This is a genomic window from Pedobacter puniceum (genome assembly GCF_009674685.1).
GTDB lineage: Bacteria > Bacteroidota > Bacteroidia > Sphingobacteriales > Sphingobacteriaceae > Pseudopedobacter > Pseudopedobacter puniceum.
This window is the reverse complement of sequence record NZ_WKJI01000004.1, coordinates 203,286-223,618: the sequence shown is the minus strand read 5'-3', so window position 1 is coordinate 223,618 and position 20,333 is coordinate 203,286. Positions and strand designations below refer to the sequence as shown.

The following is a 20,333-nucleotide window of genomic DNA, read 5'->3' as shown; positions in this document are numbered from 1 at the left end:
TTATATTTTTTACATTAACTATTACTATGGGAAATTATGTTTAACACAACCCTCATAACCTTATTTTACGTTTTATATTTTGGACTTAACTCCCTATCACAACCTAAAACCTATAACTTCACAATTGAAGGAACTTCAAATATTGAAAAAGGAACTATAATTTTAGAATTGGCAGCAGATTCTAGTCTTTATCCAGAAGAATTAAGAAATGTTAAAACAAAAGTTGTTAATGGTAAATTTGAAATAAAAGGTAATATACCCCATCCTCTTGCCTATCGTATATCTTATCGGGATAGAGCTTATTTATCTGAACTATTTATTATTGATGAAGGTCATCAAAAAATAGTAATTGATACACTTCTAAACAAAAAAGTCCCGCAGATTTCTAACAAAATCATGAGTCATGATTACCAAAATTATCTAAATCATTTTCAAGAATTAACACAGCAGTATGACGCTTTAAATAGTAAATGGGATAGTATTAAAACGCAAACAAACAATAAGATTCCTAAAGAAATTAACACGCGTCTAAATCAAGAATTAAAAAGACTATATCGCTTAACCGATAGCACCTTACTAACTTATGTAATCAAAAATCCTGATTCTTATTATGCTTTATGGAGATTAGCTGAACTTCATCAATTTGGCTTCGAAAGCATATTCTTCACTATCTTTAACAGCTTTGATAGTACCACCCAAAATTCTTTTTCCGGGAAAAACCTCCATCAAAATCTCTTAAAAGGGAATGAATTATCCATAGGTAAAAAGATGCCAAAATTTATAGTATTAAGCCAACAAAACGATACCCTTTCTACCAACTTTTACCAAGAATACAAATACACTTTAGTAGATTTTTGGTACAGCAACTGTGGGCCATGCATCGCTCAATTTAAAGAGCTTAATGAAATATACACCAAGTACCACCAACAAGGCTTCCAAATAATAGGCATATCTACAGACCGTCAAAAAGAAAAATCTAAATGGATAGCTGCCATTCATAAACATAAACTCTTATGGCCGCAATATTGGGATATTGATGGAAAAGAAAGCTCGATGTTTTCTATTCAAGCTTTTCCAACCAATTTATTAATTGATTCTACTGGAAAAATCATAGCAAAAAACATCAAGCCTTCTGAATTAGATATTTTCTTGAATAAGTCGCTTTAGATACAACTCATATAAAATCAAATCTCCCCCTAAACCTTCCCCACAATTACCTTATAAAATTGGTCAAAATCCCAATATTTATTAGCTAATTCTAATAATTGTGGTGCATTAATGGTTTTAATGGTGTTGATATAATTTGTATAATATTCATAATCCTGATTAAAGAAATAAATATTCTTAAACTTGTCGGCATGTGAAAAAGCATTTTCTAAGCTGCCTAGTAAACTTCCTAAAAGATAATTTTTAACCAAGGCTAGTTCTTCATCACCAATTAATTGGGTTTTAAGGATATTAACTTCCTTTTCTATTTGCACCAAGGTATCAGCACAAACATCGGTGCCTACCTCAGAAGCAATAAAAAAGTATCCGGCTTGTTCTAAAGATACATTTGCAGAACCTATACCATAAGTATAACCTTTATCCTCTCTAATATTAGCCATCAATCTGCTGCCAAAATATCCACCTAAAACCGTATTTAGCACTTGTAAGGCAGGAAAATCTTTATGTTTTCTATTGATAGAAGGCATCCCAATTCTTATCGCAGATTGCAAAGCCTGCACCTTCTCTATATAATGATATTTATCATCTGCAGCTTTAAATTCAACCGTGTTAGGTTTAAAAACAACATCGCTTTTCCATGCGCCAAAAAGACTATTTAAAAGCGTTAAAATATCTTCATTTACTTTTCCAGAAACCACTATGGTGCAATTTTCTGGATGATAAGTTTGCTGAAAATGCTGTCTTAAATCTGCTTGATTTAAAGCGTCATAATCTTCCAAATTTGATGAAAAACCATAAATGGTATCGCCAAAAATAGCCTTGCTAAACTGTCTTCTTGCCAAAAAATCGTTCTTTTCTAAGCTTACTTTTAACTTTTGCTTTTGGTTATTGATAAAAGTATCAACCTCCTTTTCAGGATAAACAGAATCTGTTAAAACTTCTTTGATAATAGGCAAGGTATTAGGCAGATGCTTATTTAGAGAGTAAAGCACAACTGTAGAGCGGTCTAAACCATATTCGGTTTGAAAAAATGCGCCATAATAATCTATTTTATTAGCAATCTCGGCTCCACTTAAATTACTAGTACCATCATTTAACATGGTATTGGCCGCTAATGATAAAAGTGGCTTTTGAATATACCAATTAACATTTTTAAAAATAAACTCTATCCTTACCAATTCTTGCTCACCAGCATTGATGATGAAAACCGGAATATCATTAGCTAATTGATGCTTGCTGGCTTTTATAAAGTGTATATCCTCAATATTTTTAAACTGAGGGGCTGTGGTTCTATCTAACATGATGCTTTATTTAGCTAAATAATATAATGTAGTAGCTTGCTCTTTAGTAAACAATTGCTGTGCTTGCTCTTGAATATGAGCCGCTGTAACACTTAAATACTTATCAACTTCAGTATTAAAAAGTGAAGCATCTCCCATCAATTCGTAAAAAGCAATATTCATAGCTCTATCTAACAAACTCATCTCAGAAAAAGTTAAGGTAGACTCAAACTTATTCTTCACTTTAGTTAATTCATCATCAGCAACCAAATCTTTTTTAAGCTGATTTAACTCTGCCCAAATAGCTTCATCAGCAATTTCTACGCTTATACCTGGGTTTAATCTGCCTTCTACAATGAACATGCCTGTGTCTAAACTACCAAAATTATAAGCATTAATATCACTAAATAATTGTTGCTCTTTAACTAGGTTACGGTATAATCTTGATGATTTCCCTTGAGATAAAATATCAGAAATTAAATCTATAGCCGGATAATCTTTATCCATCTTTCCTGGCATTTTAAAAGCTTTATAAATAGCATTTAAAGGAACATCGGCATATATAGTTTCTTTAACCTCTGCTAGTTGCTTAGGTTCTTTGGGTAAGTTTCTATGGTATTTTTCTCCTGCCGGGATGGGGCCAAACCATTTCTCAGCTAGTTCTTTAACTTTCTCTTTATCAACCGCTCCACCTACTACCATAATAGCATTTTGTGGGTTATAGTGCTTTTTGAAAAAAGCTTTTACATCAGCCATTTCGGCATTTTCTATGTGTGATAACTCTTTTCCTATGGTTGCCCATTGGTAAGAGTGCTTTTTGTAAACTAAAGGACGTAGTTTTAACCAAACATCGCCGTAAGGCTGATTGAGGTAACGCTGCTTAAACTCTTCACAAACTACATTTTTTTGTACTTCTAGACTTTTTTCAGAAAAAGCTAAACTCAGCATCCTATCAGATTCTAGCCAAAAAGCAGTTTCTAAATTTACCGCAGGTAAAGTGATATAATAGTTGGTAATATCATTACTGGTAAAAGCGTTGTTTTCACCTCCAACACGCTGTAAAGGCTCATCATAAGAAGGTATATTGATAGAGCCTCCAAACATTAAATGCTCAAATAAATGAGCAAAACCCGTTTTATCCGGATGTTCATCTCTGGCCCCTACATCATATAAAATATTTAAAACAGCCATGGGCGTAGTATGGTCTTCATGTACCAAAACTTTTAAACCGTTTTCTAAAGTAAATCGCTCAAAATGAATCATAAAAGAATTTATAAACAAACAGCAAAATTGTATATATCCGGTGGATTTGTTGTCAAGACATAGTCAACAAAGTTTAAACTTAATGATTTCTAAAACAAATCAAACTGAATAAAGTATTTTTGTGTATGAATGTTGCTGAATTATTAAGCAGAGCGTTAAACTTTGAGTTTTTATCGCTTGAGGAAGGAGTTTACTTATATCATAAAGCCAGTACTCCAGAGCTCATGTACGTTGCCAACGAATTAAGAAAAAAACAAGTTCCACATGGTAAAGTTACCTGGCAAATAGACCGTAATGTAAACACTACCAATGTTTGTATTGCTAATTGTAAATTTTGTAATTTCTTTAGAAGACCAGGGCATGACGAAAGTTATATCACAGATATAGAAACTTATAAACAAAAAATTGAAGAAACTTTTCGCTTAGGCGGAGATCAGTTATTGCTTCAAGGCGGGCATCACCCAGATTTAGGTTTACAGTTTTACTCAGATTTATTTAAGCAGCTTAAAGAATTATATCCTACTTTAAGATTACACGCTTTAGGCCCTCCAGAAATTGCCCACGTAGCTAAGTTAGAAAGTATGAGCCATTACGATGTGCTTAAAGCTTTAAAAGAATCAGGTTTAGACTCTTTACCGGGTGCAGGTGCAGAGATTTTAAACGACAGAGTAAGACGTTTAATATCTAAAGGTAAATGCGGCGGACAAGAATGGCTTGACGTGATGAGAGCTGCTCATAAACTTAATATTGCAACTTCTGCTACCATGATGTTTGGCCATATAGAAACTATTGAAGAGCGTTTTGAGCATCTGATTTGGATAAGAGAAGTGCAGGCAGAAAAACCCGAAGGACATTATGGTTTCACCGCTTTCATTCCGTGGCCTTTCCAAGATGATGGTACGCTACTTAAAAAAATTAGAGGCATAACCAATGATGTTACTGGTGATGAGTACATCAGAATGATAGCACTATGCAGAATCATGCTTCCCAACATTAAAAATATTCAAGCATCGTGGTTAACTGTTGGTAAACAAGTTGCACAATTATGTTTACACGCGGGCGCTAATGATTTCGGTTCTATCATGATAGAAGAAAACGTTGTTAGTGCTGCTGGCGCTCCACATAGGTTTACATCAAATGGTATAAAAGAAGCTATTAAAGAGGCTGGTTTTGAACCACAACTAAGAAATCAATTGTACGAGTGGAGGACAGAAGAAAAAGATATCGTTCAACAAGAAATTAACTATTAATTTTTTTTCTTTGTAGTACATGAGTATGACAGAAAAATATATTGAAGCACTTATTTTTGCTTCTGATACCAGTATACGCTTAGAAGAGATTGTAGCTTGTTTACAGATAACCTTGCAAGAGGATATTAGCGATGCAGAAGTTCTTGCTCATATAAGCAACATTCAGAACAGATATGCTCAAGAAGAATCTGCAATTGAACTAGCTAAAACGGGTGGAGGCTATCAGTTTTTAACTAAAAAAGAAACTCAACCCATACTACAACAGCTTTATATACAGCGGTCTAAGAAAAAGTTGAGCCAAGCATCTTTAGAAACCCTAGCCATTATTGCATACAGACAACCTATTACAAAACTAGAAATAGAACAAATAAGAGGTGTTAGCTGCGATTATACCATTCAAAAATTGTTAGAAAAAGATTTTATCACCATTGCAGGCAAGGCTAATAGCCCCGGCAGACCACTTTTGTATAACTTAAGTACTTATTTCTTAGACTATTTCGGGATAAACTCGGTATTAGACCTCCCTCAGTTGAAAGATTTAGAAAGTACAGAGTCATCAGAAATAGGAGAAAAAAATGAATAATTTATGCTTTTCATTTTTTGGATTTAGAATTTCCTTCTATTTTTGAGGTATCAATTCGCAACAAAAACAAAAAAATTGTTGTTTAAATATTTATAAAATCTTATTAACTTTAATAGAGCTAAGAGTAAAATTTAAATTCATGAAAACTCCTAAAAAACCATTATCGAAGAACAGTGAGAACTCAGGGTTAGATAAACCTGAAGACTCTAAAGCCAACAACAAATTCATGGATGAAGAAGAGGATGATTTTGACCTTCCTTTGGATGATTTGGGTGGAATAGACGATTTTAACGACTTTGACGATGATGATGATTTTTAATCATCATAAATAAAATATATCTGTAAGCATTTCTATATGGAATGCTTTTTTTATTTCTGCTTAATATTTCATAATGCTAATAAAAGAGGTAAGCTCTACAAAAGACAAAAAACAGTTTTTAGACGTTGCAAAAGCTATTTATAAAGACGATGAACATTGGGTTTGCCCATTAGACCAAGATATTGAAGCTGTATTCGATCCTAAGAAAAACAATTTCCATAATCACGGTAAAGTTACACGTTGGCTTTTATATAACGGAAAAACCTGCATTGGCAGAATTGCAGCTTTTATAAATGATAAAAAGGCTTACACTTTTGAACAAGCTACAGGTGGTATAGGTTTTATAGAGTGTATTGATGATAAAGAAGCTTTTAAACTTTTATTTGATACCGCACAAAATTGGCTAAAAAGTAATGGCATGCAAGCCATGGATGGTCCAATTAACTTTGGTGAAAACGACAATTTTTGGGGTTTATTGATAGATGGCTATACACATCCTTCTTATGGCATGAATTACCATAAGCCTTACTATAAAAAACATTTTGAAGATTATGGCTTTAAAACCATGTATGAGCAGATTACTAACCATTTGGCAGTAAAAAAACCTTTCCCTGAACGTTTTACAAAAATTGCTAATTGGGTTGCAAAAAAAGACGGCTACACCTTCAGGCATCTTGAAGTTAAAGAGTTCAATAAATTTGCAGGAGATTTTATGGAAATTTACAATGATGCCTGGAAAAATTTTCCAAACTTCTCTCCTATAAAATACGAAACTGTTCTAGAAAGCTTTAATAAAATGAAGCTTATAATGGACCCAAAACTTATCTGGTTTGCTTATGTTAACGATGAACCCGCCTCTTTTGTGGTGATATTACCTGATGCCAACCTCATGATTAAACCTCTTAAAGGTAAATTAGGAATTATAGAAAAACTAAAATTCCTTTACTATAAAATGAAGGGCGTAAACAGAATGAGGGCCATTGTAATGGGTACAAAAGAGAAGTTTCAAAAACACGGATTAGAATCTGCTCTTTTTATTAAACTCAAAGAATATGTAATCCCGAAGAACCAATATGAAGAACTTGAACTTTCTTGGGTAGGAGATTTTAATGATAAAATGTTAGCAATTCATGAAGCAACTGGGGCAAAATTTGGAAAAAAACATGCCACCATGCGGTATATATTTAAATAAAAAAAGGGCTTAAGCCCTTTTTTTATTTCTTTACCTTGTTATGCAAATGATTTCATATTTCTTATCTCTTCATAAAGCTCAATTACTTTTTTCTGAAGATCAATAACTTCTGCTTCTCTTTCCTGCAATTTTTTAGTAATCACCTCTAAGTCAGACGCGTATTTTAATTCCTGCTCTGGATCATTATAAGTTAACAATTGTACTACTGTCATATCAAATAAAGCAGAAATTTGCTCTAATCTTGATAAGTTAACATCCGTAATTCCTGTTTCAATTTTTGAAAATGCAGGAATAGAAATATCCAATTGCTTAGAAACATCTTCCTGGCTCCACCCTTTTTGGTGTCTTAATAATCTGATTTTTTTACCTAATAACTTCATCTTTAACCTTACTAAAAAATTTTTTTAACTTTTAAATTTATAAAAAATTTAATAAGCATCAAAAATAACATGAAAATTAATTGATTAGCAATTTATTTGCCAATGTAACTAAATCAATACCTCCAAAGTTACCCGAGCTCATTAATAACAGATTAACATCTCTTAACTGAAACGTTAATAAGTATTCTTTTATTTTTTCAGGCTGATTAAAAAATTTAATATCTTCTGATTTAAAAGCATCCAGAATTTCTTGTGCCGTAAAAGCTTGCATCCCTTTCTGTTTTAATGTTTTATCATCAATAAAGACAATAGCATAATCAGCTTGGTTTAACGTATACGCATATTCATTTAAAAAGTTTCTGTTTAAGCTAGAAAAAGTATGCAATTCTATACAAGCAATTAATTTTCTTTCAGGAAATTGCTGCTTAACAGCTCCAACCGTAGCTTTAAGCTTTGATGGCGAGTGTGCAAAATCTTTATAAATAACCGTATGCTCGTTTTCTGCTAATTTCTCTAATCTCCTTGCGGCTCCTTTAAAATACTTTATAGCTTCATAAAATTCTCCCTCGGTAACACCAGCTTCTAAACAAGCTAATTTAGCCGCATTTAAATTCATAAGGTTGTGTGCACCAAAAATTTCTAAAGGCAGTTCCTCATTTTCATTAACTAAAAGAAAAGTTTTACCAGATTTTATAATAGCATCATGAGCTTGGTATGGATAAATATTTAAAGATTTATTGTTATCATATTTTTCTACCAAAGCTTTAAGCTCTGCATCATCTTCACAATAAATAAGCGTACCATTTGGCTCTAGGGTATCGATAAACTTTGTAAACTGCTCTTTATAATTTTCAAAAGTTGGAAAAACATTAATATGATCCCAAGCTACTCCACTTATAATACCTACATGCGCTTTATATAAGTGAAACTTAGGCCTTCTGTCTATAGGAGATGCTAAATACTCATCTCCTTCAATTATGATTAAAGGAGCATTGGATAAGCCTACCATATTATCAAAACCTTCTATTTGTGCCCCAACTAAATAATCAAAATCCTTTTGATGATACTTTAGCACATGCAAAATCATAGAAGTAATAGTTGTTTTACCATGACTACCTCCTACAACTATTCTTTTCTTTTGTTTTGATTGCTCATAGATATATTCTGGATAAGAATAAATAGGGATATTTAATTCTTGAGCTTTTAAAAGTTCAGGATTATCTGCTTTAGCATGCATCCCTAAAATAACAGCATCAAGCTCGGCACTAATATTTGCTTCATTCCAACCTTCTTTTACAGGCAACAAACCATACTTGTTTAACCTAGATTTTGATGGTTCATAAACAACATCATCAGAACCTGTAACCTTAAACCCTTTTAAATGTAGTGCAATGGCTAAATTATGCATAGCTGCACCACCAATGGCAATAAAATGTACTCTCAAAATTTTTATTTTATAAATTTAGCCGAAATCCAATTGTTTAATTCTTTATGCGATATAAATTTCAAATCATGCTTTCTTGCTTTATCAATAATGATTTCTAAATCTGGCTCTTTGTAGAAACCACTCATAAAAAGCTCGCCACCTTCTTTTAAAGCGGTGGCATATCTATCTATCTGTTCTAACAAAATGTTCCTATTGATATTAGCCAAAATAACATCATAAATCTTATTTGGGATAGCTTCTTTAGAACCACAAATAGCGGTAAGATTTTGAATATTATTAAGTGCTGCATTCTCTAAAGCACTATCATAACTTAATTCATCATAATCTATAGCATCTACCTCTTTTGCACCTAATTTAGAAGCCAGAATAGCCAAAATACCTGTACCACAACCCATATCCAAAATACTTTTATCTTTAAGCTCGGTTTCTAACAACCACTCCAACATTAAAACCGTGGTTTGATGATGCCCTGTACCAAAAGCCATTTTAGGATCTATCACAATTTCATATGGAAAATATGGCTTAGGCTCATGAAAAGTTGCTCTTATATAAACTTGATTAGCTAGTTCTATCGGAGAAAAGTTACTTTCCCATACTTCATTCCAGTTTTTTTGTGGGATAAGGTTAATCTCATATTTAAAAGTAAACATTTCATAATAAGCACTTAAAGCTTGGTCTAACTCATCCTTATTAAAATCCGCTGATTTAATATAGGCCTTAAAACCCAAGTCTGTTTCTTCAAATGTATCGAAACCGATTCCTGCGAGTTCATTAATTAACAAGTCTTGATGAAAATCTTCGGTAGAAATAAGGGTAAATACCAATTCGTAATAGTTCATGATGATAATTTATGGCAAAAAAAAACTTACAGCTATTGATAAATATACTGTAAGTTTTGAAATAGTAAGATTAAGATTATTGATTAAAAACTTTTACGATATCTAAAAAGTCTCTTGATTTTAACGATGCGCCACCTATTAATCCACCATCAATATCTGCTTGAGCAAATAATTCTGCCGCATTTTTAGGGTTACAACTACCACCATATAAAATAGTTGTTGCCTCTGCAACAGCCTCACCATATTTAGCAGCTATTTCTTTTCTGATAAAAGCATGTACTTCTTGAGCTTGCTCTGAAGAAGCTGTAACGCCTGTGCCAATAGCCCAAACAGGTTCATAAGCAATTACTAATTTTGAAAAATCAGCCGCTGATAAATGAAAAGTAGCTTCTGCTAACTGCGATTTTATAATGTCGAAATGCTTACCACTTTCACGTTCATCTAAAGTTTCCCCTATACAAAATATAGGCTTTAGGTTGTTCTTTAAAGCTACATCAGTTTTCTTTGCTAATAGCGCATTATCTTCACCAAAATACTGGCGACGTTCTGAATGTCCTAAAATTACATACTGAACACCAATAGATGTTAGCATACCAGCAGAAATTTCGCCAGTATATGCACCAGCTTCTTCTTGATGACAATTTTGTGCACCAACAAAAACTTTCTGGCTACCTTTACCTAAAGCTACTAAGCTATATAAATGAATAAAAGGAGCGCAAACCACAACTTCTTGTTGGCCTTGTACCTCATCATTTACCATATTTATTACCTCAGAAAATAAGCTCATTCCCTCGGTATAATCTTTATTCATTTTCCAGTTTCCTGCAACTATTTTTTTTCTCATTTTAAAATCTTCTGTATGCTTCTGTATTATTAAAAATATGTGTTAAAATATCTTTTTCAACATCGTTAAAAACGCTGTTTCTTCTTTTAAAAACTTCCTCAGCGGTAGTAAACATTTTCTTTAGTTGGTAAACCTCAAAACCATGCGAACCTCCCCAAGCAAAATCAGGCACAAAATTTCTAGGGAAACCAGCACCAAATATATTAGCACTTACCCCAACTACAGTTCCGGTATTAAACATGGTATTAATACCACATTTAGCATGGTCTGCCATAATTAAACCACAAAATTGTAACCCTGTTTTTCTAAATCTTTGACTGTTGTAATCCCATAACTTTACCTCATCATAATTATTTTTGAGGTTAGAGTTATTAGAATCTGCACCTATATTACACCACTCTCCTAATACCGAGTTTCCTAAATAACCATCATGCCCTTTTGATGAATGCCCCCAGATAACTGCATTATTAATCTCTCCCCCTACTCTAGAATAAGGACCAATAGTTGTACCTCCGTATATTTTACCCCCCATTTTTACCTGAGAGTCATGACACAATGCAAAACTTCCTCTTATATGTGTACCTTCCCAAACCTGAGCATTTTTACCCAAATAAATAGGCCCATTTTTGGTATTAAATGAAGAACACTCTGCTTCAACACCTTCTTCAACAAAAATATGCTCGCCTATAATAGTATTGGTACTGCTTAAAGTAGCTGATGTTCTGTTTTTAGTTAACAAATCAAAATCTGCTCTTATCTCTTGATCGTTATATTTAAAAATATCTTCAGGGTAAAGCAATTTGGTAAAAGTTCCTTCAAAATTTATCCGAGCGTATTTACCTAAATCTTGAAGATTAAAAGTTCTTGCATCGGCTTCAACTAATTTAATAGCTAGAACTACACTATCTTTAATCAAGAGCTCAGCTTCTTTTAAAGCATCAATTGCTTCTAATAAGGATTGATTAGGAAGAATAGAACCATTAACAAAAATATTATGAGCTTCAATAATGGTTGGAAATTTTACCTTAAGATAGTCTTCGGTTAAGTAAGATGATTGCTGATGCAAATAGTGTTCCCATTTTTTTGATATGGTGAGTATACCAATTCTAAGGTCTGCAACTGGGCGGGTAAATGTCAAAGGGGATAAACTTTCCCTGGATTGATCATCAAATAGAATGACTGCCATGCTGCAAAAAAACAAAAAAGTCCCGACAAATTAGCCGAGACTTTATAAAAAATATCTTTTTTATAAAATTATTTTTTTGCGTAACGATTTTTGAATTTATCAATACGTCCTGCAGTATCTACTAACTTCATTTTACCAGTATAGAAAGGATGTGAAGTATGAGAAATCTCTAATTTAACTAGAGGGTACTCATTACCGTCTTCCCATTTAACGGTTTCATTTGTATTGATACAAGATTTAGTTAAAAAAGCATATTCGTTAGACATGTCTTTAAAAACAACTAATCTGTAGTTTGATGGATGCAAATCTTTTTTCATTATATTTCAGTTCCTTTCAGTCCCATTTTTAAGAGGGGCAAATATATTAATTTATTATCTGAATTATCAAATGAATTCTACTTTTTTTTGAATTACCTTATTTTCTGGCAAATCTCTATTAAAACACCATGAGTATTCTTAGGATGTAAGAAGGCAATCCATTTATCATCAGCCCCCTTTCTGGGTTCAGAATTAATCAGCTCATATCCCAAAGCCTGCAATCTTTTTATCTCTGCAAAAATATCATCAACCTCAAAAGCTAAATGATGTATACCCTCACCCTTTTTATTTAAGAATTTAGCAATAGCACTTTCATCACTTAATGCATGTAAAAGTTCTATTTTGCTTTCTCCAGCTTGCAAAAAGACCGTTTTCACCTGTTGTTCCGGAACATCTTCTTCTTTATAAACTTTAGTATTTAAAATAGTCTCAAAAACAGAAATTGCCTCTTTTAAATCTTTGACTGCAATACCTACATGGTCTAATTTCTTCATATTCAAAATTGCATTTTTATGACCAATTTACCTATATCTGTATAGACAATATATATAACCTCTACAAAACTTTTTTCTTATCTTTGTTGTTGATTTAAAATAATTCTAAATAATAAACAAGATGTTAACTACACCTATATATCTAGATAATAATGCCACAACGCCTATGGACCCAAGGGTTCTTGAAGCGATGTTACCTTATTTTACTCAAAAATTTGGAAATGCTGCTAGCAGAAACCATCCATTTGGTTGGGTTGCAGAAGAGGCTGTTGATTATGCTCGTGAACAAGTTGCAAAATTGATTGGGGCTTCAGAAAAAGAAATTATTTTTACATCTGGTGCAACAGAATCAGACAACTTAGCTATCAAAGGCGTTTATGAAATGTATAAAGACAAAGGTAATCACATCATTACCTTAACTACAGAGCATAAAGCCGTTTTAGATACTTGTAAACACCTAGAAAAACTAGGAGCTCAGGTTACCTATCTTGAAGTAGAATCTGATGGCTTATTAGATTTACAAAAATTAGAGGCTGCTATGACTCCGCAAACCATCTTAGTTTCTGTAATGTACGGAAACAACGAGATTGGGGTTATCCAACCTATAAAAGAAATTTCTGCTATAGCACATAAACACGGTGCATTGTTTTTCTCTGATGCTACTCAAGCAGTGGGTAAAATACCTGTTAATGTAAATGAAGATGGTATTGATTTGATGGCTTTTACAGGTCATAAAATGTATGGACCAAAAGGTGTTGGTGCACTTTACGTAAGAAGAAAAAATCCAAGAGTTAAAGTAACATCCCAAATGGATGGTGGTGGCCACGAAAGAGGCATGCGTTCTGGCACATTAAATGTTCCCGGTATTGTAGGTTTTGGTAAAGCTTGTGAACTTTGCCAGTTAGAAATGGAACAAGATGCTAAAAGACTCTCTGCGTTAAGAGATAAACTAGAAAATAGTTTATTAGAACTAGAAGAGTCTTACGTTAATGGTAACAAACAAAACAGATTGCCACATACAACTAACATCTCTTTCAAATATGTTGAAGGTGAAGGATTAATGATGGCTATGAAAGATATGGCAGTTTCTTCTGGTTCTGCTTGTACATCAGCATCTTTAGAGCCTTCTTATGTTCTTAAAAATCTTGGTTTATCTGATGATTTAGCACATTCTTCTATCAGATTTGGATTAGGACGCTTTACAACAGAAGAAGAAGTTGATTTTGCTATAGAAAACACTAAAAAAGCAGTTAACCACTTAAGAGAACTTTCTCCGCTGTGGGAAATGTTTAAAGAAGGAATTGATTTAGACTCTATTGAGTGGGCAGAGCACTAGTTAAATTACAATTTAGAGATTTACGATTTTAGATTAGACCTACGTACTAAAAAGCTAAAATCAAAAATTTGAAAATAAAAAATAGAATTATAAAGTGATTTACGATAAAAAGGCTTAAGTCTAAAATCGTAAATCTTAAATCTTAAATAAAATGGCATATTCAGATAAAGTAATCGATCACTACAGTAACCCAAGAAACGTTGGTACTTTAGATAAAAGTAAAAAAAATGTAGGTACAGGATTAGTTGGCGCACCAGAGTGTGGCGACGTTATGCGTTTACAAATTGAAGTTGATGAGAACAATATCATTACCGATGCAAAGTTTAAAACCTTTGGTTGTGGTTCTGCAATTGCTTCTTCTTCTTTAGCTACAGAATGGTTAAAAGGTAAATCTATAGATGATGCAATCACTATTGATAACATGGATATTGTAGAAGAACTTGCTCTACCTCCTGTAAAAATTCACTGTTCTGTTTTAGCAGAAGATGCAATTAAATCTGCAATTAATGATTACAGAGTAAAAAATGGTTTACCAGCTTTAGAGTTGGAAAAATCGCATCATTAATTTGTATTGCGTATAACATATTGCGTAGTGATAATTCGCAATACCCATTACTTAATACCCAATACTAAAAATTATGGTTACAGTTACAGATAAAGCAAAGCAAAAAGTAGAGGAGCTAATGTCGGAGGCCAACCTTGATAGCTCTTATTTTTTAAGAGTTTCTGTTAAAGGTGGTGGTTGTTCTGGTTTATCTTACAATATGGATTTTGATAACGAATCTCAAACCGGAGACCAAATTTTTGAAGATAAAGGACTAAAAATTGTCTTAGACATGAAATCTTTCCTTTATTTAGCTGGCACAGAGCTTGATTTCTCTGACGGCTTAAATGGTAAGGGATTTAACTTTATAAATCCTAATGCTAGCAGAACCTGCGGATGCGGTGAAAGCTTCTCTGTATAAGATTATTCATCAAACATGAAATAAAAGGCATCCTTAAAGGATGCCTTTTGTTGTTTTATTACTTTAAATAGCATAATATTGTCATTAATCAACCAGTTATAAAAAGTCTTTATTAAAATGAGTTTGATAACAGAGAAAACTACTATACCTCATTTACTAAGAAATGTGGTGGTTAACATCCATCCTGCTGAACGTACTTTCTTAAAAAGAAAGGTAAAAGATACTTGGGAAGAAATATCTTACCAGAAAACTTTAGAAAATGCGGATGCAGTATCTTCTTATTTTTTAGAATTAGGAATAAAAAAGGGAGATAGAGTTGGCTTTATTTTAGAGAACTGCCCAGAATATGTGTTTTTTGACCAAGGTTTACAACAATTAGGTGCTGTAAATACTTCTATTTATCCTACCCTTACAGAACATGAGATAGAATACATCATTAATGATTCTGGTATAAAAATTCTATTAGTAGGAACTCATTTCTTACTTAAAAAAATCATCAAAATAGCTAATAATTGCCCTTCTTTAGGAAGAATAGTAACTAACTTCGACGATTACCAAAAGATAATTGAAAAAGTAGAGCTTAATGCAGGTGTCATTAGCTTTGATGAACTTTTACAAGAAGGATTATCATCTGTAAAGAAAAACCAAAAAGAAATAGCTATTGCAAGAGATGCCGTTTCACCTACAGATTTATCTGCTTTGATTTATACATCAGGCACAACCGGAACCCCTAAAGGCGTAATGCTTAGCCATTCTAATTTTGTTGAGAATGTAAAGGTTTGTTTAGAGCAAATCCCAGTCATAGATAAGAATGACTTATTCTTATCCTTCTTACCTCTATCTCATGTATTTGAAAGAACAGCTACTTATCATGTGTGCTGTGCGGTTGGATGCCAGATAGCCTTTGCCCAAAGTTTAGAGCTTTTGGCTAGCAATATGGGAGAAGTTAAGCCAACGGTTATGTCTTGTGTACCAAGACTACTAGAAAAAATACATGATAAAGCCATTAAAAGCGGAACAGCAGCTGGAGGTGCAAAAGCTAAAATATTTTTATGGGCTTTAGAAGTTGGACAAGCACACAGAATGGTTTTAGAATCCGGCAAAACTCCAGGTTTTCTATTATCCTTAAAACAAAATATTGCGGAGAAACTGGTTTTCAGCAAAATAAAAGAAAAAACAGGCGGACGATTAAAATTTATGATATCTGGTGGAGCTGCCTTACCTAAAAACGTAGGTGAGTTTTTCGGAAACCTAGGAATCAAAATATTAGAAGGTTTCGGTTTAACAGAAACATCTCCAGTAATGTCTGTAACAGAATATCATCGTCAGGTTTATGGTACGGTAGGTAGAATTATACCAGGTATAGAAGTTGGCATACAAGATGTAGAAACTAAAGAATTTGTCACCATTCAAACCTATGACACCTTTAAAGAAGACTATACTAGCGAAGAAGGTGAAATTTGTGTAAGAGGACATTGTGTGATGCAAGGGTATTGGAATAAACCATCAGAAACTGCAGCAGTGATAGATCCTGATGGATGGTTTCATACGGGCGATATTGGTAGATTTTACAAAGGTAATCTACAAATTACAGACAGGTTAAAGAATATGTTGGTGAATGCTTTTGGTAAAAATATTTATCCAACCCCAGTTGAAAACACTTATTTAAAAAGCCCTAAAATTGAAAGCGTTTTCTTAATTGGCGATAAAAAGGAATACATTACAGCTATCATCACCCCTGCAAGGGAAACCATGCAAGAAACCTTCAATTTATCAAACAGCTTCTTTGAACAAGCAGATTTATTTATTGAAGATGAAGCTATTAATAAATGGATTGAAGATGATATTAAAAGATTCTCTAGCGAATTAGCTAAGTTTGAGCGTATCAAAAACTTTAAAATTAAAAGGAACCCTTTTAGTATTGAAGAAGGTGAGATGACACCAACCATGAAAGCTAAGCGAAAAGTAATTGAGAAAAAATACGCTGATGCTATTGAAGATATGTATTTAGAAAAAGCAGACATGGATTAAGCCAGTCTGCTTTTTACTTTGTGATTTATTTTTCCATGATTTCCATTTTTTCTGCAAAATGGGCACAGTAATCTCTTAAATCTTCAACAATATTTTTTTCTCCTGTGGCTCTTAAAAAACTATCTCCCATGGTTTGTAAAGTTTCATAAAAGAACCTTTTCATTTCATCTACAGGCATATCTTTAGTCCATAAATCAATTCTTAAACTATTTTTAAAATTATGATCCCATAAGGCTAACATCATAGATTTTACTGCTAAAGCTTCCTTATTTTCTGCATCGCTAGATTCCCAAGTAATATTTTCAGGAACATTATTATCGTCTAACTCTATCGTTAGTTTTATTTCTGCTTTCTTCATATCGTTTGAAAAATTAAAATCATTAATATTATTAATATTATAAAAGAGCCTTGTATTAACCAAAGCCATCTTTTATCAAGAACAAATCTTCTAAAAAGTAAATCGGTAAGCCAAAGGATAAGGGCAAGTAATAGAGTAAAAAACACTTTTGAATTTACCCCTACCCCTTCTTTTGGAGTATCAAAACCTAAAAGCAGATAAAAGGCGTAAGTAACGCAACAAGCAACTACCAAGGTTAAAGGCGTAAACTTTAAATTCTTCATCTTTTCTTTTTCTTGCTTGATGTTACAGGCCTTTTACCAGTTGCTTTAGCTCGCTGCGCTTTAAATTTAGCTTTTTGGTTAGCTGTCTTTTTCTCATGAAATGCCCCTTTGAAATCAGGATTTTCACGTTTCTTCTGGTCGTCTATCTCCCTAGCAATACTTTGACGTTCCTCGTAAGGAGTTTCTTCAATAAATACTTTTTCAGGGATATTCAATACCGGAATAGCTTGTCTAATCAGCTTCTCTATTTTACGGAGGTAATACTCTTCGGCAGCATTACAAAAAGTAATGGCTTTACCTGCATTTAAAGCCCTACCTGTTCTACCTATACGGTGTACATAATCTTCAATCACCACAGGCACATCAAAATTTATAACATGGGTAACATTACTCACATCAATGCCACGGGCAGCAACATCTGTGGCTACTAAAATTCTAACTTCTTCGTTTTTAAACGCATTAATAGAGTTTATACGCGTATTTTGGCCTTTATTAGCATGCAGAACTTTTACATGGTTATCATTAAATCTTCTTAAAAGGAATTTGTAAACGTTTTCTGCATTAGCCCTGCTTTTACAAAAAATAATAAGCTTCTCTACGCTAGGGTCATCTTCAACAAAAACCTTTAATAAGTTTATTTTGGTTTTAAAATTAGGTACAAAATACAACTCTTGTGTAACCGTTTCCGCAGGAGTTGCTTGTAAACTGATCTCTACTTTTGTTGGCCACAGTAAGAAGTTCTCAGATAGTTTTTCAACTTTAGGGCTCATGGTTGCAGAAAAAAGCAAGTTTTGCCTTTTCTGAGGCACTACTTCTAAGATTTTATTGATTTGTGGCATAAAGCCCATATCCATCATCTTATCCGCCTCATCTAAAACTAATATTTGTAGCTTCTTTGTTGCAATATGCCCCTCTAGGTATAAATCTGTAAACCTACCAGGGGTAGTAATGAGTATATCTAAGCCTTTTTTTAGCTGTTCTATCTGGGTTTTAGGCCCTAAACCGCCGTACAACGCTACAATTCTTAAATCGGTATATTTAGCATAAAGTCTAACATTTTCCTCAATCTGAATGGCCAATTCTCTAGTAGGCGCTATTATTAAAGCTCTTATATCATTATCTTGTGCATATTTTAATTTCATGATAATCGGCAAGACATATGCAGCTGTTTTACCGGTACCCGTTTGGGCTATACCTAAAACATCTTGTCCGTTTAAAATGGGTGGTATTGCTTTAACCTGAATAGGCGTTGGAGTTTCGTAACCAGCATCAGCAATAGCGCTCAGAACCTGTTTATTGAAATTAAAATCCTCGAATGTTTTGGACATAGCGGCAAAGATACGAAATACAATACTAGCTACGATTTTTAGAACACGATTTTAGATTTTATTTATATTCGCAACATGGCAAACTCAATCCTTATCAAAGCAGCAACACTAGTAAACGAAGGCAAACAAACTGTTGCAGATGTTCTTATTAAAGACGGTAAAATAGCAAAAATCGGGAGTCAGCTGAGCGCTCCAGACGCAAAAGAAATTAATGCAGAAGGTAAATATTTATTACCGGGCTGTATTGATGACCAAGTCCATTTTAGAGAGCCTGGTTTAACCCATAAAGGAGAAATATATACAGAAGCGAAAGCGGCTGTTGCCGGAGGTATCACTACCTATATGGAAATGCCAAACACCGTACCTAATGCTTTAACCCAAGAATTATTAGAAGATAAATATCAAATTGCTCAACAAACATCACTAGCCAATTACTCTTTTTATATGGGTGCTGGCAATACCAATTTAGATGAGGTTCTAAAAACAGACCCTAAAAACGTATGCGGTATTAAAGTTTTTATGGGTTCTTCTACCGGAAACATGTTGGTAGATAATGAGAAAACTTTAGAGGGAATTTTTAAAAACGCCCCTATTTTAGTGGCTACACATTGTGAGGACGAAGCTACCGTAAGGCATAACTTACAATTATTTAAAGAAAAATATGGTGATGCTATTACTCCAGAAATGCACCCCATCATAAGAAATGAAGAAGCTTGTTATTTATCTTCTTCTTTTGCAGTTGATTTAGCTAAAAAACACCAAACCAGATTACATATTTTACATATTTCTACCGGGAAAGAAACCTTCTTGTTTGATAATAAAACGGCTTTAGCCGATAAAAAAATAACTTCAGAAGCTTGTATACACCATTTATGGTTTCATGATGGGGACTATAAAACCAAAGGAAATTGGATCAAGTGGAACCCTGCTGTTAAGACTATTGAAGACAGAGATGAAATTTTAAAAGCTTTATTAGACGATAGAATAGATGTAATAGCAACAGACCACGCTCCGCATACCAAAGAGGAAAAACAACAAACTTATTTAAACGCCCCTTCTGGAGGTCCATTAGTACAGCATGCATTAAATGCGATGTTAGAAATGCATAAACAAGGTAAAATAAGCCTTGAAAAAATAGTTGAGAAAATGGCCCACAACGTAGCTATTTGTTTCCAATTGGCTGATAGAGGTTTTATCAGAGAAGGCTACTGGGCAGATTTAGTTTTGGTAGATTTAAACGCTTCTTACACCGTTAAAGAGGATAATATCTTAGCAAAATGTAAATGGTCTCCTTTTGAGGGTACAACTTTCCACTCAGAAATTACCCACACTTTTGTAAGCGGACATTTAGCTTATGAACATGGTAAATTTGATGAGTCTGTAAAAGGAAAGAGATTAACCTTTAATAGATAGATTTTAATTCCTGCCCGGTTAACTTCGGGCAGGAAATTCATAAACCTCCTCTCGAATGACATTTTAATAACATACCCT

Annotated in this window: 22 protein-coding genes; 10 read left to right on the top strand and 12 right to left on the bottom strand. The window is 33.3% G+C overall.

Annotated features, from left to right (window positions below; genetic code table 11):
• Positions 1-36 precede the first annotated feature (36 nt).
• Positions 37-1,167 carry a TlpA disulfide reductase family protein gene (locus GJJ64_RS14595; RefSeq protein WP_154288505.1) on the top strand — a complete coding sequence of 377 codons (1,131 nt, stop codon included), beginning with the start codon at positions 37-39 and terminating at the stop codon, positions 1,165-1,167.
• A 29-nt stretch (positions 1,168-1,196) separates the two neighbouring features.
• On the opposite strand, the gene GJJ64_RS14590 is transcribed toward GJJ64_RS14595, so the two are convergent.
• Both GJJ64_RS14590 and GJJ64_RS14585 read right to left on the bottom strand, forming a co-directional pair.
• Positions 1,197-2,468 carry a M16 family metallopeptidase gene (locus GJJ64_RS14590; RefSeq protein WP_154288504.1) on the bottom strand — a complete coding sequence of 424 codons (1,272 nt, stop codon included), beginning with the start codon at positions 2,466-2,468 and terminating at the stop codon, positions 1,197-1,199.
• A 6-nt stretch (positions 2,469-2,474) separates the two neighbouring features.
• Positions 2,475-3,710, bottom strand: coding sequence for a M16 family metallopeptidase (locus GJJ64_RS14585; RefSeq protein WP_154288503.1), 1,236 nt, complete (start codon positions 3,708-3,710; stop codon positions 2,475-2,477).
• A 125-nt stretch (positions 3,711-3,835) separates the two neighbouring features.
• Between GJJ64_RS14585 and mqnC the strand changes: the two genes are divergently transcribed.
• The 4 genes from mqnC to GJJ64_RS14565 all read left to right on the top strand — a co-directional run bounded on the left by mqnC (position 3,836) and on the right by GJJ64_RS14565 (position 7,054).
• Positions 3,836-4,960 (top strand): cyclic dehypoxanthinyl futalosine synthase, encoded by a 1,125-nt coding sequence (gene mqnC / locus GJJ64_RS14580; protein WP_154288502.1) that lies wholly within the window; start codon positions 3,836-3,838, stop codon positions 4,958-4,960.
• Positions 4,961-4,979: 19 nt separating this feature from the next.
• A complete protein-coding gene (gene scpB, locus GJJ64_RS14575; protein WP_195759289.1) occupies positions 4,980-5,543 on the top strand; it encodes an SMC-Scp complex subunit ScpB in 564 nt (187 codons plus the stop codon).
• A gap of 139 nt (positions 5,544-5,682) precedes the next feature.
• Positions 5,683-5,862: a hypothetical protein gene (locus GJJ64_RS14570; protein ID WP_154288500.1), complete on the top strand. Its 180-nt coding sequence runs from the start codon at positions 5,683-5,685 to the stop codon at positions 5,860-5,862.
• A gap of 73 nt (positions 5,863-5,935) precedes the next feature.
• Entirely contained in the window at positions 5,936-7,054 is a 1,119-nt protein-coding gene (locus GJJ64_RS14565; RefSeq protein ID WP_154288499.1) for a GNAT family N-acetyltransferase, read from the top strand.
• 38 nt (positions 7,055-7,092) lie between these two features.
• Here the strand turns inward: GJJ64_RS14565 and GJJ64_RS14560 are convergent, their stop codons facing one another.
• The 7 genes from GJJ64_RS14560 to mce all read right to left on the bottom strand — a co-directional run bounded on the left by GJJ64_RS14560 (position 7,093) and on the right by mce (position 12,561).
• Positions 7,093-7,434 carry a helix-turn-helix domain-containing protein gene (locus GJJ64_RS14560; RefSeq protein ID WP_154288498.1) on the bottom strand — a complete coding sequence of 114 codons (342 nt, stop codon included), beginning with the start codon at positions 7,432-7,434 and terminating at the stop codon, positions 7,093-7,095.
• Between the two features lie 76 nt (positions 7,435-7,510).
• A complete protein-coding gene (locus tag GJJ64_RS14555; protein WP_154288497.1) occupies positions 7,511-8,878 on the bottom strand; it encodes a UDP-N-acetylmuramate--L-alanine ligase in 1,368 nt (455 codons plus the stop codon).
• 5 nt (positions 8,879-8,883) lie between these two features.
• Positions 8,884-9,720 (bottom strand): 50S ribosomal protein L11 methyltransferase, encoded by an 837-nt coding sequence (gene prmA / locus GJJ64_RS14550; protein WP_154288496.1) that lies wholly within the window; start codon positions 9,718-9,720, stop codon positions 8,884-8,886.
• A gap of 76 nt (positions 9,721-9,796) precedes the next feature.
• On the bottom strand, positions 9,797-10,564 hold the full coding sequence (gene tpiA / locus GJJ64_RS14545) for a triose-phosphate isomerase (RefSeq protein WP_154288495.1): 768 nt from the start codon (positions 10,562-10,564) through the stop codon (positions 9,797-9,799).
• Between the two features lies 1 nt (position 10,565).
• Complete coding sequence (locus tag GJJ64_RS14540; RefSeq protein WP_154288494.1) at positions 10,566-11,750, bottom strand: GlmU family protein; 1,185 nt, start codon at positions 11,748-11,750, stop codon at positions 10,566-10,568.
• A gap of 68 nt (positions 11,751-11,818) precedes the next feature.
• Positions 11,819-12,067: a type B 50S ribosomal protein L31 gene (locus GJJ64_RS14535; protein ID WP_026903657.1), complete on the bottom strand. Its 249-nt coding sequence runs from the start codon at positions 12,065-12,067 to the stop codon at positions 11,819-11,821.
• Between the two features lie 92 nt (positions 12,068-12,159).
• The gene (gene mce / locus GJJ64_RS14530) at positions 12,160-12,561 is read right to left on the bottom strand and encodes a methylmalonyl-CoA epimerase (protein WP_154288493.1); all 402 of its coding nucleotides are present in this window, start codon (positions 12,559-12,561) and stop codon (positions 12,160-12,162) included.
• A gap of 121 nt (positions 12,562-12,682) precedes the next feature.
• Between mce and GJJ64_RS14525 the strand changes: the two genes are divergently transcribed.
• The 4 genes from GJJ64_RS14525 (at position 12,683) to GJJ64_RS14510 (ending at position 16,893) form a co-directional block, all read left to right on the top strand.
• Positions 12,683-13,897, top strand: coding sequence for an IscS subfamily cysteine desulfurase (locus GJJ64_RS14525; protein ID WP_154288492.1), 1,215 nt, complete (start codon positions 12,683-12,685; stop codon positions 13,895-13,897).
• Positions 13,898-14,048: 151 nt separating this feature from the next.
• A complete protein-coding gene (gene iscU, locus GJJ64_RS14520; protein ID WP_026903654.1) occupies positions 14,049-14,462 on the top strand; it encodes a Fe-S cluster assembly scaffold IscU in 414 nt (137 codons plus the stop codon).
• A gap of 73 nt (positions 14,463-14,535) precedes the next feature.
• Positions 14,536-14,862 carry a HesB/IscA family protein gene (locus tag GJJ64_RS14515; RefSeq protein ID WP_154288491.1) on the top strand — a complete coding sequence of 109 codons (327 nt, stop codon included), beginning with the start codon at positions 14,536-14,538 and terminating at the stop codon, positions 14,860-14,862.
• Positions 14,863-14,979: 117 nt separating this feature from the next.
• Positions 14,980-16,893 (top strand): AMP-dependent synthetase/ligase, encoded by a 1,914-nt coding sequence (locus tag GJJ64_RS14510; RefSeq protein ID WP_154288490.1) that lies wholly within the window; start codon positions 14,980-14,982, stop codon positions 16,891-16,893.
• 25 nt (positions 16,894-16,918) lie between these two features.
• Here the strand turns inward: GJJ64_RS14510 and gldC are convergent, their stop codons facing one another.
• The 3 genes from gldC to GJJ64_RS14495 are packed head-to-tail and all read right to left on the bottom strand — an operon-like array spanning position 16,919 to position 18,842.
• Positions 16,919-17,251, bottom strand: coding sequence for a gliding motility protein GldC (gene gldC / locus GJJ64_RS14505; protein WP_154288489.1), 333 nt, complete (start codon positions 17,249-17,251; stop codon positions 16,919-16,921).
• Positions 17,248-17,514 carry a hypothetical protein gene (locus GJJ64_RS14500; RefSeq protein WP_154288488.1) on the bottom strand — a complete coding sequence of 89 codons (267 nt, stop codon included), beginning with the start codon at positions 17,512-17,514 and terminating at the stop codon, positions 17,248-17,250. Before GJJ64_RS14500 ends, gldC begins: the two co-directional genes overlap by 4 nt.
• Complete coding sequence (locus tag GJJ64_RS14495) at positions 17,511-18,842, bottom strand: DEAD/DEAH box helicase (protein WP_154288487.1); 1,332 nt, start codon at positions 18,840-18,842, stop codon at positions 17,511-17,513. Before GJJ64_RS14495 ends, GJJ64_RS14500 begins: the two co-directional genes overlap by 4 nt.
• A 75-nt stretch (positions 18,843-18,917) precedes the next feature.
• On the opposite strand from GJJ64_RS14495, the gene GJJ64_RS14490 reads away from it, so the two are divergent.
• Positions 18,918-20,255: a dihydroorotase gene (locus GJJ64_RS14490; RefSeq protein WP_154288486.1), complete on the top strand. Its 1,338-nt coding sequence runs from the start codon at positions 18,918-18,920 to the stop codon at positions 20,253-20,255.
• Positions 20,256-20,333 lie beyond the last annotated feature (78 nt).